At 71.4% G+C, this 15,142-nt stretch carries 14 protein-coding genes; 9 read left to right on the forward strand and 5 right to left on the reverse strand.

All coding sequences use genetic code 11. The features are described from left to right. Positions 1 to 51: 51 nt before the first annotated feature. Positions 52 to 615, reverse strand: coding sequence for a YbjQ family protein (locus QCZ28_RS00005; protein WP_279514582.1), 564 nt, complete (start codon positions 613 to 615; stop codon positions 52 to 54). Positions 616 to 639: 24 nt separating this feature from the next. Then, on the reverse strand, positions 640 to 1,320 hold the full coding sequence (locus tag QCZ28_RS00010) for a trypsin-like serine protease (protein ID WP_279514584.1): 681 nt from the start codon (positions 1,318 to 1,320) through the stop codon (positions 640 to 642). Positions 1,321 to 1,676: 356 nt separating this feature from the next. Here QCZ28_RS00010 and purS point away from each other — a divergent pair, with 356 nt between their 5' ends. The 4 genes from purS to QCZ28_RS00030 are packed head-to-tail and all read left to right on the forward strand — an operon-like array spanning position 1,677 to position 6,105. Next, positions 1,677 to 1,940 (forward strand): phosphoribosylformylglycinamidine synthase subunit PurS, encoded by a 264-nt coding sequence (gene purS, locus QCZ28_RS00015; protein WP_030332194.1) that lies wholly within the window; start codon positions 1,677 to 1,679, stop codon positions 1,938 to 1,940. Continuing rightward, entirely contained in the window at positions 1,937 to 2,620 is a 684-nt protein-coding gene (purQ, locus tag QCZ28_RS00020) for a phosphoribosylformylglycinamidine synthase subunit PurQ (protein WP_279514585.1), read from the forward strand. Before purS ends, purQ begins: the two co-directional genes overlap by 4 nt. A gap of 55 nt (positions 2,621 to 2,675) precedes the next feature. Next, entirely contained in the window at positions 2,676 to 5,345 is a 2,670-nt protein-coding gene (gene purL, locus QCZ28_RS00025) for a phosphoribosylformylglycinamidine synthase subunit PurL (protein WP_279514586.1), read from the forward strand. Positions 5,346 to 5,349: 4 nt separating this feature from the next. Next, a complete protein-coding gene (locus tag QCZ28_RS00030) occupies positions 5,350 to 6,105 on the forward strand; it encodes a 2-phosphosulfolactate phosphatase (protein WP_279514587.1) in 756 nt (251 codons plus the stop codon). Positions 6,106 to 6,501: 396 nt separating this feature from the next. On the opposite strand, the gene QCZ28_RS00035 is transcribed toward QCZ28_RS00030, so the two are convergent. Next, positions 6,502 to 8,523: a hypothetical protein gene (locus tag QCZ28_RS00035; protein WP_279514588.1), complete on the reverse strand. Its 2,022-nt coding sequence runs from the start codon at positions 8,521 to 8,523 to the stop codon at positions 6,502 to 6,504. Between the two features lie 161 nt (positions 8,524 to 8,684). On the opposite strand from QCZ28_RS00035, the gene QCZ28_RS00040 reads away from it, so the two are divergent. The 5 genes from QCZ28_RS00040 to amcA all read left to right on the forward strand — a co-directional run bounded on the left by QCZ28_RS00040 (position 8,685) and on the right by amcA (position 13,389). Next, a complete protein-coding gene (locus QCZ28_RS00040) occupies positions 8,685 to 9,038 on the forward strand; it encodes a sterol carrier family protein (RefSeq protein WP_030332202.1) in 354 nt (117 codons plus the stop codon). A 170-nt stretch (positions 9,039 to 9,208) separates the two neighbouring features. Continuing rightward, positions 9,209 to 10,747 (forward strand): amidophosphoribosyltransferase, encoded by a 1,539-nt coding sequence (gene purF / locus QCZ28_RS00045; protein WP_210858206.1) that lies wholly within the window; start codon positions 9,209 to 9,211, stop codon positions 10,745 to 10,747. 57 nt (positions 10,748 to 10,804) lie between these two features. After that, complete coding sequence (gene purM / locus QCZ28_RS00050) at positions 10,805 to 11,959, forward strand: phosphoribosylformylglycinamidine cyclo-ligase (protein ID WP_030332204.1); 1,155 nt, start codon at positions 10,805 to 10,807, stop codon at positions 11,957 to 11,959. Positions 11,960 to 12,089: 130 nt separating this feature from the next. Next, positions 12,090 to 13,193 carry a cyclophane-forming radical SAM peptide maturase AmcB gene (amcB, locus tag QCZ28_RS00055; RefSeq protein WP_347815076.1) on the forward strand — a complete coding sequence of 368 codons (1,104 nt, stop codon included), beginning with the start codon at positions 12,090 to 12,092 and terminating at the stop codon, positions 13,191 to 13,193. Further along, on the forward strand, positions 13,162 to 13,389 hold the full coding sequence (gene amcA, locus QCZ28_RS00060) for a multiple cyclophane-containing RiPP AmcA (RefSeq protein WP_279514591.1): 228 nt from the start codon (positions 13,162 to 13,164) through the stop codon (positions 13,387 to 13,389). The genes amcB and amcA overlap by 32 nt, the downstream gene beginning before the upstream one ends. A 136-nt stretch (positions 13,390 to 13,525) precedes the next feature. Here the strand turns inward: amcA and QCZ28_RS00065 are convergent, their stop codons facing one another. Together QCZ28_RS00065 and QCZ28_RS00070 are read right to left on the reverse strand one after the other, a co-directional pair. Then, entirely contained in the window at positions 13,526 to 13,741 is a 216-nt protein-coding gene (locus QCZ28_RS00065; RefSeq protein ID WP_030332207.1) for a DUF3073 domain-containing protein, read from the reverse strand. Positions 13,742 to 14,041: 300 nt separating this feature from the next. Next, positions 14,042 to 15,124 carry a Glu/Leu/Phe/Val dehydrogenase dimerization domain-containing protein gene (locus QCZ28_RS00070; RefSeq protein WP_279514593.1) on the reverse strand — a complete coding sequence of 361 codons (1,083 nt, stop codon included), beginning with the start codon at positions 15,122 to 15,124 and terminating at the stop codon, positions 14,042 to 14,044. Positions 15,125 to 15,142 lie beyond the last annotated feature (18 nt).

A 15,142-nucleotide genomic window follows, 5' to 3' on the forward strand; every position in this document is an offset into this window, starting at 1 on the left:
CCACGGCCCGGAGTGGTGGGCGGAGGGGCGGGGGTGGGCGGGGTTCGGGCGTCAGTCGCCGGTCGGGGTTTCGGCGGCGGTTCTGAGGTTGGGGGCGCTGGCGGGTTCGGCGATGCCGCCGGGAGATCCGGTGAAGCCCGCCGGCTCCGCGGTCTCCGCGGCGACCACCGGCTGGTCGGCCGGCATGACCTCGGGCATCTTGGGTACGGCGACCACGGCCGTCCCGTACGCGCAGATCTCCATCCACATCTCACCGCAGTCCCGGCTGTCGAACCGCATGCCGATCACCGCGTTCGCGCCGAGCCGCAGGGCCTCCTCGCCGAGGCGGGCCACCGAGTCGGTGCGCCACCGGGTCAGGTTGTCCGGGGCCATCGGGTCGTACGCGCCGCCGCGCAGGTTCTTGACCCCCTCGCGGTACGGGTTGCGCGTCCTGGCCATCGATGACACCACCTCACCGAGAATCTGGCGGATCTCGTAGCCGGGCAGTTGCTCTGTCGTCACGACCAGCACGTTTCCGATGCTGTCAGGAGTGGCGCGACCCGATCGGGTGCATTGTTCACCTGATCGGATGCTGCAAAACAGCGCGGCGCGGACGGCCGGCACGTGGCCGACCATCCGCGCCGCGCCGGGCGCTAACCGTCAGACACCGGCCACCGAGGTGATCCAGGCCCGGTTGTACGCAACACTGCCGTAGTTCTGGATGCTCGACCCGTCGGCGGTGGAGGCCACGCCGACCTGCTGGCCGTTGTAGAACTGCGGGCCGCCGGAGTCACCGCGCCAGGCGTTGCCGTTGATCCGGGTGCTGCGGATCGCCTGGCCGCCGTACGCGTCGGTGACGCTGTTGCTGGTCACCCGGACGCTGGCGGTCTTCAGCTGGGTGGACGCCGAGCAGCCGCTGTAGCAGGTCATGCCCCAGCCGTAGATCGAGTTCGTCGAGTTGATCGGCGGGTTGCTGCTGGCCAGGCTCACCGTCGAGGTGCTGACAGTGCTGGAGAGCCGCATGAGCGCGAGGTCGTAGCGGGTGTAGGTGGCGCTGACCGTGCGGGTGACCCCGCCGGAGGTGCGGTTCACGCTTCCGATGCGCACCGACATGGTGCCGCTGATGCAGTGTCGGGCGGTGAGCACCCACTGCGCGGCGATGACGCTGCCGGAGCAGGTGAACGAGCCGTTGCTGAGCACCGCGGCGGCCCAGGGCGCGGACGAGACGGTGCTGCCGCCGATGATGAGTGGACTGACCGGGGCGGCGGACGCTGCGGACGTGACGCCGAGGGCGCCGACCAGTGCGGTGCTGAGGACGGCGAGCAGGGGGCGGATGCGCATCGGTTGGACTCCTTGGGCGGGGCGGACCCGGGGTCGCCGGGTGCGAATGGGGCGGCAACGGGGATTCCCGCGGGCGCCTGAATCGACCTACGTCGATGTACAGTAGGTCCCGCCGCGATCATTATCAAGGACCTGATCGAGTTTGATCAATGTAACGATTCAGCCACTCGCAGCGCCGTATATGTCCTGCTGAGGCCACCTGTAGCGCCTGACGGGCCACCCTGGGCGCCGGTAGTGTCGAGCACTGCCTGAACTCCAGCCGGCCGGTGCGCCCGCGGCGATATCTGCCAGGTACGCTGGCTGCGCTCGCCCATTGTGGGTCGGCACCCAACTGCGTACACAGTCAGGAGTGCCCAGTGCCTCGCGTCGTCGTCGACGTCATGCTCAAGCCCGAGATCCTCGATCCGCAGGGCCAGGCCGTCGCAAACGCGCTGCCCCGGCTCGGCGTCAGTGACGTCGCCTCGGTTCGGATCGGCAGGCGGATCGAGATCGAGTTCACCGGTGAACCGGACCTGGACCGCGCTCGGGAAATTGCCGACAAACTGCTCGCCAACCCGGTCATCGAGGACTTCACCGTCCGCCTGGTCGAGGCCGACGAGACCGCGGATGCCCGCTCGTGACCGCCCGGGTCGGTGTGGTCACCTTCCCCGGCTCGCTCGACGACGGGGACGCGGCCCGGGCCGTCCGGATCGCCGGCGCTGAGCCGGTCCGGCTCTGGCACGGTGACCCGCAGCTGCACGGGGTCGACGCGGTCGTCCTGCCCGGCGGGTTCTCCTACGGTGACTACCTGCGGTGCGGTGCCATCGCCCGGTTCGCCCCGGTGATGGAGACGATCGTGGACGCCGCCCGGGGCGGTCTGCCGGTGCTCGGCATCTGCAACGGCTTCCAGATCCTCTGCGAGGCGCACCTGCTGCCCGGTGCGCTCACCCGCAACCAGCACCTGCACTTCCGCAACCGGGACCAGGTCCTGCGCATCGAGTCGGCCGGCACGGCGTGGACCAACGCGTTCCAGCCCGGCCAGGAGGTGCTGATTCCGGTCAAGAACGGCGAGGGCTGCTACGTCGCGGACACCGCGACGCTGGACCAGCTCGAAGCCGAGGGCCGGGTGGTCGCCCGCTACGTCGGTGGCAACCCCAACGGGTCCCAGCGCGACATCGCCGCGATCACCAACGCCGCCGGCAACGTGGTCGGCATCATGCCGCACCCCGAGCACGCGGTGGAGGCGCTCACCGGCCCTTCGCTGGACGGTCTCGGCTTCTTCACGTCGGCCCTCAAGCACCTGGTCGGGGCACCAGCATGATCATCGGTCAGCTCAACCGCCGGCCCGGCGGGCACGAGCGCAGCGAGGAGAGGTCATGACCACCCATCCGGACCCGGTACGCGACACACCGGAGGCGTACTCCGCCCCGGCGCAGCCGACCGAGCCGAGCCCGGCCCAGCCGGTCGCGCCCGCGACCGCTCCCGCCCAGCCGGCCACCGCAGTCTGGGCCGAAGGCGTGGACACCGTGCCGCGCGCCGGTGGCACCCCGGGCGAGCTTCAGCCGTACACCGAGCTGGGCCTGCGCGACGACGAGTACGACCGGATCCGACAGATCCTCGGCCGCCGGCCCACGCAGTCCGAGCTGGCGATGTACTCGATCATGTGGAGCGAGCACTGCTCCTACAAGTCGAGCAAGGTGCACCTGCGCCAGTTCGGCGAGAAGGCCCCGCAGAGCGACCGGCTGCTCGCCGGCATCGGTGAGAACGCCGGCGTGGTGCAGGTCTCCGACGAGCTGGCGGTGACCTTCAAGGTCGAGTCGCACAACCACCCGAGCTTCGTCGAGCCGTACCAGGGTGCGGCGACCGGCGTCGGCGGCATCGTCCGCGACATCCTCGCCATGGGCGCCCGCCCGGTCGCCGTGATGGACCCGCTGCGCTTCGGTGCCGCGGACCACCCGGACACCGCCCGGGTGCTCACCGGCGTGGTCGCCGGCGTCGGCGGCTACGGCAACTGCCTGGGCCTGCCCAACATCGGTGGCGAGCTGGTCTTCGACCCCTCCTACCAGGGCAACCCGCTGCTCAACGCGCTCTGCCTGGGCGTGCTGCCGGTCGACCGGTTGCAGAACAAGGCCGCCGCCGGCCCCGGCAACGTTGTCGTGCTGATGGGCGCCAAGACCGGCCGCGACGGCATCGGCGGCGTGTCCGTGCTGGCCAGCGCCACCTTCGACGAGGGCAGCGAGGCCCGCCGCCCCGCCGTGCAGGTCGGCGACCCGTTCACCGAGAAGCTGCTCATCGAGGCGTGCCTCGAGCTGTACGACGGTCAACTGGTCGTCGGCATCCAGGACCTCGGCGGCGCCGGCCTGACCTGCGCGCTCACCGAAACCGCCGCCGCTGCCGGCACCGGCATGCGCGTCTGGCTGGAGCGGGTCCCGCTGCGCGAGCCCTCCATGGACCCGCACGAGATCCTGGCCAGCGAGTCGCAGGAGCGGATGCTGCTGGTCGTCGAGCCGGACAAGCTCGACGCGGTGCTCAAGACCTGCGAGAAGTGGGGCGTCCTCGCCACCGCCATCGGTGAGGTCACCGCACCGGAGCCGGACGGCCGCCCGGGTCGACTGCTGATCACCTGGCAGGACCACCTGGTCGTCGATGTGCCGCCGGGTTCGCTCGTCGACGACGGCCCGGTCTACGCCCGCCCGATGCGGGAGCCCGCCGACCTGATCCTGCTCCAGGCCGACCGCGCCGAGACGCTGCCCCGCCCGGCCGACCCGGAGACGCTGCGGGAGACCGTGCTGCGGATGATCGCGTCGCCGAACCTGGCCGACAAGACCTGGGTCACCGAGCAGTACGACCGCTACGTGCTGGGCAACACGGTGCTCGCCCAGCCAGAGGACGGCGGCGTGATCCGGATCGACGAGCGGACCGGTCTCGGCGTGGCCCTGTCGGTGGACGGCAACGGCCGCTACGCCCGACTGGACCCGTACAACGGCACCAAGCTGGCCCTCGCGGAGGCGTACCGGAACGTGGCGGTGACCGGCGCGAAGCCGATCGCCGTGACCAACTGCCTCAACTTCGGCTCCCCGGAGGACCCGGGCGTGATGTGGCAGTTCGCCGAGGCCGTGCGCGGCCTGGCGGACGGCTGCCTGGAGCTGGGCATCCCGGTGACCGGCGGCAACGTCAGCTTCTACAACCAGACCGGTGCCGCGGCCATCCACCCGACCCCGGTGGTCGGCGTGCTCGGTGTGCTGGACAACGTCGCCGACCGGGTGCCGATGGGCTTCGTGCCGCGCGCCGGTGGCGACCACGACCAGCTCTACCTGCTCGGCGAGACGAACGTGGAGCTGTCCGGCTCGGAGTGGGCCTGGGTGACGCACGAGCACCTCGGCGGCATCCCGCCGCAGGTCGACCTGCTCCGCGAGAAGGCGTTGGCGGACCTGCTGGCCGAGGCCGCCCGGGTGGGTCACCTCAGCTCGGCACACGACCTTTCCGACGGTGGCCTCGCCCAGAGCCTGGTCGAGTCCTGCCTGCGGCGCGGCGTCGGTGCCCGGGTCGCGGTGCCGGAGCAGTTCGCCGAGGGCTCGATGCCGTTCGTCTACCTGTTCAGCGAGTCCGCCACGCGGGCGCTGGTGTCGGTGCCGCGTGGCCACGACAAGGCGTTCGCGGCGCTCTGCGCCGAGCGGGGCGTGCCGTTCGAGCTGATCGGCGTCACCGACCCGTCCGGTGGGGCGCTCGAGGTGCACGGCCAGTTCCGGATCGGTCTGGACGAGCTGCGCACCGCGCACACCGAGACGTTGCCGCGCCTCTTCGGGGGTTCGGCGGCCGTCGAGGTGCCCGCGCCGGCCGCCGGCGTGGCGGGTGCGGTCGAGGCCGTCCCGCTGCCGGGCGAGCCGGCCGAGCCGGTCGACGCGGCCGAGGTGGTCTCCGAGCCGATCGCCTCCTCGGGTCCGTCCCCGGAGACCGGCGCGGTCGAGCCGATCGGCTCAGAACAGCCCGGTGGGGCGTCCGTGTCTGACCCCGGTGTCACCGAGCCGTCGACCGACGAGCGCTGAGGCGTTGACGGCCGCTGTCTACGGCCAACCCGGATCCGGTGCCCGGTTCGACTGGGGGCTGACCGGGGCGGCCGAGCTCGGTCGGGTCTGCGCGGCGCTGGTGGTGGTGGACGTTCTGTCGTTCACCACCGCCGTGGAGGTGGCGGTCGCCCGGGGCATGCGGGTGCACCCGTTCCCCTGGGGTGAACAGGCCGCCGAGTACGCCGTCCGGGTCGGCGCGACCGCTGCCGTCGGGCGGCGGCAGACGACCCCGGACCATCCGTGGTCGCTCTCGCCCGCCGCGCTGAGCAGCGCACCCGTGGTGGCGGACCTCGTGCTGCCCTCGCCGAACGGCTCCGCCATCAGCGCCGCCGCCAGCGCCACCGGCCTGCCGGTGGTCGCGGCGTGCCTGCGCAACGCACGCGCCGTCGGGAGTTGGCTGCGCCGCCAGGGGTACGGCACTGTGGACGCCCCGATCGGCGTGATCGCCTCGGGGGAGCACTGGCCGGACGGGTCGCTGCGCCCGTCGGTGGAGGACCAACTCGGTGCCGCGTCGGTGCTGGACGCCCTCTCCGGCGTACCGGGAGGGCTCTCGGTGGAGGCGGCCATGGCGCTCGCCGCGCTGGCGAGCACCCCGGATGTGCCCGCCGCCGTGCGGGGCAGCGTCTCCGGGCGGGAGTTGACCGAGACCGGCTTCGCCGCGGACGTCGAGGTGGCCGTCCGGATCGGCGTGTCGGACGTGGTGCCGGTGCTGCACCAGGGCGTCTTCTCCGCCGCCTGAGCGAGCCGCCAGGCCCGTCGCCCGCCGACAAGGCCCGTCGCCCGCCGGCGAGGCCTGCCGTCCGCCGACGTCGGCCAGGCCTGACGCCTACCCCCGCCGGCTAGGCCTCGTCCGCCGACGTCGGCTACGCCGTGGCCCCGCCCGCACCGGTCGTCTGCGGCCCGCCATGATCGACTCGCGTTTCAGAAAATCGCGGTGTCCGGGTCGGTGGGACACCCCGACTCCCTGAAACGCGAGTGGATCTAGCGCAGGGTGGGCGTTGAGCAAGTGGCGTAGAGCAGGGGCGCTGCAACAGCTGAGCCTGGAGCAGGATCGGTCCTTGGGAGGGCCGCCGTCTGCCACGACGAAACGGCCACCCGGATCTCCGGGTGGCCGTTTCGCTGCGCTGTGGTGGGGTCAGTCGTCCAGCCAGTCGAGGCGGCGACCGCCGCGCTCGGTCGGCGGCGGGGTGTCCGGTCGGTTCCGCCCGGCGGGCTGGCCGTAGCCGCCCTGGTCGTAGCCGCGGTCGTCGTAGCCGCCGCCGCGCTGCGCCGGAGGTTCCTGGCCGTAGCTGCCGCCCTGGTCGTACCCGCCGGCGGGCTGGCCGTAGCCGCCCTGGTCGTAGCCACGGTCGTCGTAGCCGCCGCCGCGCTGCGCCGGAGGTTCCTGGCCGTAGCTGCCGGCCTGGTCGTACCCGCCGGCCGGTTGGCCGTAGCCACCCTGGTCGTACCCGCCAGCCTCCGGGCCGCCGTATCCCGCGGTCGGCTCAGCGGCGCGACCACCGTACGGGGCGGGATCGGGCTGGCCGTACGCCTGCCCCTGATCCGGCTGGTAGACACCGGTGGCGTACGGGTCGGCGGGGGCCGGGTACTGGGTGCTGTCGCCGGTGTACCGGCCGGTCGGCTCGTCGAACCGCTCGCCGTAGGCCGTTCCGCCAGCGGGAGCCGGCGGGTAGGCGGCGGTGCCGCCCGGGCCGTCGTAGTCACGACTGCCGTAGCCGCCACCGGAGGCCGGGGCGTTGCCGTAGCCGCCGCCAGAGGCGGGCGCGCCGCCGTAGCCGGCACCGGAACCGGGCGCGGCGCCGTAACCGTCACCGGCCGCACCGGCGCCGTAGCCGCCATCCGGGCCGGGAGCGCCGTAACCGCCACCCGAAGCGGGCGCGTTGCCGTAGCCGCCGGCACCGTAACCACCGGGCGCCGGCTCATCGCCGTAGCCGGCGCCGCCCCAGCCCTGCTGGCCCGCGCCGCCGTACGCCTGTGCGGGCGCGCCGTACGGGTCCGGCGGAACGTCGTCGACCACCGGGCGGTGCATCATCGTCGGGGCCTCGCTCAGCGCCGCGCCACCGACCATCGTCGGGTCCGGTCCACCGCCGGGACGACCGCCGACCACCCGGGTCTGGTCGTCGGCACCGCGGAATCCGCCCCGCGAGGGCGGCACCACACCGCCGCCACCGGCGGCGTCCGGCGCGTCGTCGTCGCCGTTCTCGCGGCGCTTCATCCAGAGCAGCACGATCGTGCCGACACCGGCGGCGACCAGGAGACCACCGAGCAGGATGATGAGGTACGAGCCGATGCCGCCGCTGTCCTCGGTGTTCGCGGCGTTCGCCGGAGCGCCCTGGCTGGGCTCCTCGGTGGGTTCCTCCTCCTCGGTGCCCTCCTCGACGGCCTCTTCGCTCGGGGTGGCCTCGGGGGTGGCGGACGGGGTGGCGCTGGGCGTCACCTCGACCCTGATCGCGAGGCTGAGCCGCTGCCCGGTGACGGCCTGCCCGGCGCTCGCGTTCAAGGACTTGAACGCCTTGATGTTGTCGAACGACGCGCCCAGGTCGATCCGGCCGGGCGAGATCGGCTTTTCCGTGGTGCCGGTGAACCGGAAGTCGCCGCTGCCGTTGCTGGTGGCGTCGTAGCGGTGACCGGCGCTGTCCTGGAGAACCACGAAAGCATTCGGCACGGCCTTGCCGTCCGCCTGCGCCACCACCTTGCCGGCGACCGACCGCACGGTCTGGTTCTGCGGCGGCGGCGGCGGAGCGGCCTTGCCCTTCACGGTCAGCGAGACGGTGGCGGTGTCCGGGCCGGAGTCGGCCTCGACGGCCACCGTGACGGTGGCCGTCGCGTCACCAGCGTTGTCGTTGGCCGCGATCCGGACCAGCTGCGACCTTGGCTGATTGCCCAGGCCCGGAAGATCAATCTCGCCACAACCGCTGGCGCACCGAACGCCCGAAGGCAGGCCGGCGAGGCTGATCGTCGCCTTGTCGTCGCCGTTACCCGGAGTGACGCGCACAGTGATCGTGGCATCGCTGCCGGCGTTCACGGTGATCGAGCCGGGGGAGACTTCGACATCAGCGGCCATGGCCGGTGTGGCGGGGACGGCGAGCAGAGCGCCGGCAACCAGCGCTACGACCACACCGGCCCGCTGCTTCCAGGCACGTCGGTGTGTTGACACGTCCACCGCCTTCCGGGCTGACTTCCCTCTGACCGGCGGGGCGCCGGGCCGGGGATCATCACGGTACGAATACGCCGTCGGCAACTATGCCTTGTCCGACTGCATGAGCGCGACCCAGGGCCAGCGTCGCGTCTCTGGCCCGAGGGTCGTATCGTCCCGTCGTGTCCTCTCCGCACAGTAAGTCCGCTGCCGTTACGGCCGCGTTGTCGGCGCTCGACGAGGGGCGTACACCCGAACGGCCGGTGTTCCGCGAGGCGGTCCGGTCGTTGTTGGCCGTCCTCGCGGAGCGCGCCCCCGGCCGATCGGTGGAGGTGCGCGTACCACCATACGGGGCGATCCAGTGCGTACCGGGGCCTCGACACACCAGAGGAAACCCACCAAACGTGGTCGAGATGGCCCCGAACACCTGGTTGGAGCTGGCGACCGGCAGGGTTGGCTGGGCGGAGGCGGTCACCGACGGTCGCGTGCAGATGAGCGGCAACCGCGCGGACCTGTCGGCGTATCTGCCCCTCTAGTCGTCCCGATGTCCCACTCAGCGTGACGCTCAGCAGGGAAATCGTGACTATCTGTACTGACGGCGATTCGCGTACACTGTCAGGCGACGACAGTGGTCCCGGCAGAGGAGTGTGGATCCGCCCGTGATCCCCGCCCGGCCCGGTCCAGACCCAGCATGAGGGAGCGGTAGGTGCCCCGAGGCGACGGCCGGCTGAGCCACGACCTTGACCCCCAACGACCTGGCCCCCAGGATGCCTGCGGCGTCTTCGGCGTCTGGGCCCCCGGCGAAGAGGTCGCCAATCTGACCTACTTCGGCCTCTACGCCCTGCAGCACCGCGGCCAGGAGGCGGCGGGCATCGCGGTGAGCGACGGTTCCGGCGTGGTGGTCTACAAGGACCTCGGCCTGGTGGCGCAGGTCTTCGACGAGCCCACCCTGGCGAGCCTGCGCGGTCACCTGGCGATCGGGCACGCGCGATACTCGACCACCGGCGCGTCGAACTGGGAGAACGCCCAGCCGACGATCCGGTCGACCACCTCCGGGACGACCATCGCGCTGGCCCACAACGGCAACCTGGTCAACACCGCCGAGCTGGAGAAGGAGGTCGCCGAGCGCGGCCTCGTCGCGGACGGTTCGACGAACGACACCTCCCTCGTGACGATGCTGCTCGCCAGCCGACCGGATCTGTCGGTCGAGGCGGCGGCCATGGAGGTGCTGCCGCAGCTGCGCGGCGCGTTCAGCTTCGTCTTCATGGACGAGTCGACCCTCTACGCGGCCCGCGACGCCCACGGTGTCCGCCCGCTGGTGCTCGGCCGCCTGGAGCGCGGCTGGGTGGTCGCCAGCGAGACGGCCGCGCTGGACATCGTCGGCGCCAGCGTGGTGCGCGAGGTCGAGCCGGGCGAGCTGATCGCGATCGACGAGAACGGTCTGCGCTCGACGCGCTTCGCCGCGCCGGAGCCGAAGGGCTGCCTCTTCGAGTACGTCTACATCGCCCGCCCGGACGCCACGATCGCCGGGCGCAACATCCACGCGGCGCGGGTGCAGATCGGCCGGCAGCTCGCCAAGGAGCACCCGGTCGAGGCCGACCTGGTGATCCCGGTGCCCGAGTCGGGCACTCCCGCCGCGATCGGTTACGCGGAGGCGTCCGGCATCACCTACGGCGCCGGCCTGATGAAGAACCCGTACGTGGGTCGTACCTTCATCCAGCCGTCGCAGACCCTGCGTCAGCTCGGCATCCGGCTCAAGCTCAACCCGTTGCGGGAGAACGTCCGCGGCAAGCGCCTGGTGGTCGTGGACGACTCGATCGTGCGCGGCAACACCCAGCGCGCCATCGTGCGGATGCTGCGTGAGGCGGGGGCGCTGGAGGTGCACGTCCGGATCTCCTCCCCACCGGTGAGCTGGCCGTGCTTCTACGGCATCGACTTCGCCACCCGGGCGGAGCTGCTGGCCAACGGGTTGGACAACGACGGCATCCGGCGCTCCATCGGCGCCGACACGCTGGGCTTCGTTTCCCTTCCCGGCCTGATCGCCGCGACCGAGCAGCCGAAGACCCGGTTGTGTCGGGCGTGTTTCGATGGGGAGTACCCGATCGAGCTGCCGGCCGGCAACCTGATCGGAAAGCACGTGCTCGAAGGGGTGGGCCGACGCGTCGCCAACTCGACGCCGGAGGCCCTGCCCACCAACGGCTCGTCCGTCGCCACTCCGGGTGGCGTTACCGCAAACCGCCCGTAGCACCAACCGGCGCGGCCCGGCTACCGCCGGCGGCACCGAGAACCAAAGGGGAGAACCGTGACGCACGTGTCCGAGCGCAGCGGCGCAGGAAGCAGCCCGACCGGCGCCGGCGGCGACCGCCAGCCGTGGACGGGCGGCGCAGGCCGCCAAGCGCGCAAACGCTCGGTCTCGTACGCCGACGCCGGCGTCTCCATCGACGCGGGCGACCGCGCGGTGGAGCTGCTCAAGTCGAAGGTCCGGCAGACCCGTCGCCCCGAGGTGCTCGGTGACCTCGGTGGCTTCGCCGGCCTGTTCCGGCTGGACACGAAGAAGTACAAGAGCCCGATCCTGGCGTCCTCCACCGACGGGGTGGGCACCAAGCTGGTGATCGCCCAGCAGATGGACATTCACGACACGGTCGGCATCGACCTGGTCGCGATGGTCGTCGACGACCTGGTGGCCTGCGGCGCCGAGCCGCTGTTCCTGCTCGACTACATCGCCACCGGCGAGGTCGTTCCGGACAAGGTCGCCGAGATCGGCGCGGGCATCGCGGACGGCTGCCGTTACGCCGGCTGCGCGCTGCTGGGCGGGGAGACCGCCGAGCACCCCGGCGTCCTGCGCCCGGACGAGTACGACATCTCCGCGACCGGTGTGGGCGTGGTCGAGGAAGCCGACATCCTCAGCCCCGAGCGGGTCGAGGTGGGCGACGTGGTGATCGCCATGCGCTCCTCCGGCCTGCACTCCAACGGATACTCGCTGGTCCGGCACGTGCTGCTCGGCGCGGCCCGGATGCGTCTGGACATCGTGATCGACGACTTCGGTCGGCAGCGGACCCTCGGTGAGGAGCTGCTCACCCCGACCAAGATCTACGCCAAGGACTGCCTCAAGCTGATCGCCGAGGCCGAGGTGCGGGCGCTGTCCCACATCACCGGTGGCGGCATCCCCGGCAACCTGGTCCGGGTGCTGCCCGAGAACGTCGACGCGGTGGTCAACCGGTCCACCTGGAAGCCGCAGCCGATCTTCGATCTGATCCAGACGAAGGGCCGGATCGACGACCAGGACATGGAGTCGACCTTCAACATGGGCGTCGGCATGTTCGCGATCGTGTCGGCAGAGGACGCCGACCGCGCGCTGGCCACTCTGACCGGCCGTGGCGTCGAGGCGTGGCAGGCCGGCGAGATCATCGAGGGCACCGGCAACGTGCAGATGGTGGGTCAGCACACCCGAGGATGATCACCCTCCGGTGATCGTACGGGCACCTGATCAGGGCTTCACCCGAGTGGCCAATGCCGCCTAGCCTGAAGGGCACCCTCAGGCTAGGCGGAGGAGGGCGATGGCTGCTCGGGGACAGTCGTTCAGCGGGATGCGCGGTCTGGCCGCCGTCCCGTCGTACGTCGTGATGCAGCCCACGACCCTCTGCAACCTCGACTGCGCGTACTGCTACCTGCCGTTTCGGGCCGCCGACCGCCGCATGCCGGTGGCGGTGGCCGAGGCGGTAGCGGCAGCGGTGAACCCGTGGGCGGCGACCGGTCGCTTCTCGGTGGTGTGGCATGGCGGCGAGCCACTGGCCGCCGGTCGGGAGCACCTGGCTGATCTGATCGCGCCGTTCGGGCCCGAGGTCGAGCACCATGTGCAGACCAACGCCACCCTCATCGACGACGACTGGTGCGACTTCTTCGTCCGGCACGAGATGCGGGTGAGCGTGAGCGTCGACGGGCCCCGGGCGCGCAACGGCGACCGGGTCAACCGGGGCGGTCAGCCGGCGTACGACCGGATCCTGCACGGCATCGCGGCGCTGCGCCGGCGCGGTCTGCCCTTCTCCGCGCTGGCGGTGGTGTCCCGACCGGAGCCGGGGCTCGCCACCGAGCTGTACGACTATTTCCTCGAGTTGGGCTGTGACGTGCTGGGCATCAACATCGAGGAGACCGAGGGAGTCAACACCCGCGACAACCGCCACGACCCGTTGGCGGTGTCGGCGTTCTGGGCGGAGCTGGTCGGGGCGTGGCGCCGGGAGCCCCGGATCCACCTCCGCGAGATCGAGTGGTCGTTGCGCTACGCCGCAGCGGTGCTCGACAACTCGGCGGACGGGCTGCTGCCCCGGCAACTGGACCCGATCCCGACGATCGGTCACGACGGTTCGGTGACCGTGCTGTCGCCCGAGCTGGCCGGCTTCACCGATCCCCGTTACGGCGACTTCAGCAGCGGCAACGTGCTGACGACCCCGTTGGCGCAGATCCTCGGCGACGCGGCGGCAACGCCGTGGGTGGGGGAGTTCCTGGCCGGGGTGGAGGCGTGTCGGACGTCCTGCCCGTACTTCGGTTTCTGCGGCGGTGGCCATGCCGCCAACCGCTACTTCGAGCTGGGGCGTTTCGACGGTACGGAGACCGAGCACTGCCGCAACAGCAAGATCCGCCTATTGGAGGGAGTGTTGGAGCATGCCCGAGATCACCAGGCACCGGCGGCCTGAGCACGAAGCGGACGACGGAGTGACCAGACGGGTGCGGGACGCGGGTCCCGCGCTGGTCGCGCTGCTCCAGGAGGCCGAGGACGCACGGCGGCTGCGCGCGGAGGTGTCGGGCGGAGACGGCTCCAGCGCGGTCTGCGCATGGAACCACTTCGAGAACATCCCGACGTTCTACAACTGGAACAACCGCCCGCGCTGAGGGGAACCGTTGTCAGGGGCCTGTCGAGCGGCCGGATGGCTCCGGTCGGGCCAGGCCCCTGATCGTCGGCGACTGCATCTGCACAGGACGTGCGTGAGCACGCGGGGGTTACCGCGTGCTCAGCTGCGTCGAGAGGTCAGCGGGTCGGACGGACCCAGGGATCCGGATCGTCGTCCGCGTGATCCTCATCATCGTCGTCGACGAACTCTTTAGAGTCGTCGTCGAAGTGGTGCTCAGACTTACCAGCACCCGCCAGTTCGCGCTGCAAGGCGGTGAGGTCGGTGTTCGGGGAGTGGTACTTCAACTCCCGCGCCACCTTAGTCTGCTTGGCCTTAGCACGGCCGCGCCCCATGGCTCGACCCCCTCGCACAGAATGCGGGGCAGCCCGAAGGCGGGCCCCGATGACGTCAGGCATCTCTCGTGGCTCTTACGGTACATGGGGATGCCAACGTTCGGCACCTCGGGTTACCGTCAGCCGGCTCTGCGCGTCGCGTCGATCCGGCCGTCACCCAGTGTACCGGGTAAGGAGCGGAACGGTTAGCACCCGTGACACCGGACAAACCGCATCAAACTTGACCCGAGCTCAGCTTACCCAGCCATGCCGGCACCCGGGGCCCGGAGGCGGATCTCGTCGATCCGCCCCCGGGAACGCTCAGCGCAGGTGGATCGCGCGCAACCGGCCGACGTCCGCCATCCGCCGCTCGGCCAGCCGGTCGGCGGCCACCGCCGGCGGCACGCCCTCCGCGTCGGCCAGGTGCAGGATCTCGCGGGTGGTGTCGTAGATCCGGGTCGCCCGCAGCTTCGCCCGCTCGAAGTTGAAGCCCTCGATCTCGTCGGCCACCTGGATGACGCCGCCCGCGTTGACCACGTAGTCCGGGGTGTAGAGGATTCCCCGGTCGGCCAGCAGCTTCTCGATGCCCGGGTGGGCGAGCTGGTTGTTCGCCGCTCCGGTCACCACCTTGGCGCGCAACGCCGGCACGGTGTCGTCGTTCAGGGCGCCGCCCAGTGCGCACGGCGCGTACACGTCGAGATCCGCGGCGACCAGCGCGCTGGAGTCGTCGACGAGGCTGACCTGCGGGTGGTTGGTGCGCACCCACGCCAGCGCCTTCGGGTTGACGTCGGTGGCGACCACCTCGGCGCCGTCCTCCAGCAGGTGCCCGGTGAGGTACTTGCCGACCTTGCCCAGGCCGGCCACGCCGACCCGCCGGCCGCGCAGGCTCGGGGTGCCCCACACGTGCTCGGCCGCGGCGCGCATCCCCTGGAAGACACCCCAGGCGGTGAGGATCGACGAGTCGCCGGCCCCGCCGTGCTCCACGCTGCGCCCGGTCACGTACCGGGTCTCCCGGGCCACGACGTCCATGTCCGCCACGTAGGTGCCGACGTCGCAGGCGGTGTAGTAGCGACCGCCCAGCGACTCGACGAAGCGGCCGTACGCACGCAGCAGCGCCTCGCTCTTGATCTGCTCCGGGTCGCCCCAGATGACCGCCTTGCCGCCGCCCAGGTCCAGCCCGGCGAGCGCGTTCTTGTACGCCATCCCCCGGGACAGGTCCAGCACGTCGGCGAGGGCCTCGTCCTCGCTCGCGTACGGGTAGAAGCGGGTGCCGCCGAGCGCCGGGCCCAGAGCGGTGGAGTAGATCCCGATGATCGCCTTCAGGCCGCTCTGCTTGTCCTGGCAGAACACGACCTGTTCGTGACCTGTCGATCCCGGGTCGTCGGTGCTGGCGAATACGCCCATGGTTGGCTCCTACGGTGG

The organism is Micromonospora sp. DH14, assembly GCF_029809455.1.
GTDB lineage: Bacteria > Actinomycetota > Actinomycetes > Mycobacteriales > Micromonosporaceae > Micromonospora > Micromonospora parva.

Excerpts from the sequence above, each read along its gene's own strand:
- QCZ28_RS00005 (WP_279514582.1), bottom strand. The coding sequence starts at position 615 with ATGGTCGGCCACGTGCCGGCCGTCCGCGCCGCGCTGTTTTGCAGCATC.
- QCZ28_RS00010 (WP_279514584.1), bottom strand. The coding sequence starts at position 1,320 with ATGCGCATCCGCCCCCTGCTCGCCGTCCTCAGCACCGCACTGGTCGGC.
- purL (WP_279514586.1), top strand. The coding sequence starts at position 2,676 with ATGACCACCCATCCGGACCCGGTACGCGACACACCGGAGGCGTACTCC.
- amcB (WP_347815076.1), top strand. The coding sequence starts at position 12,090 with ATGCGCGGTCTGGCCGCCGTCCCGTCGTACGTCGTGATGCAGCCCACG.
- amcA (WP_279514591.1), top strand. The coding sequence starts at position 13,162 with ATGCCCGAGATCACCAGGCACCGGCGGCCTGAGCACGAAGCGGACGAC.
- QCZ28_RS00065 (WP_030332207.1), bottom strand. The coding sequence starts at position 13,741 with ATGGGGCGCGGCCGTGCTAAGGCCAAGCAGACTAAGGTGGCGCGGGAG.
- QCZ28_RS00070 (WP_279514593.1), bottom strand. The coding sequence starts at position 15,124 with ATGGGCGTATTCGCCAGCACCGACGACCCGGGATCGACAGGTCACGAA.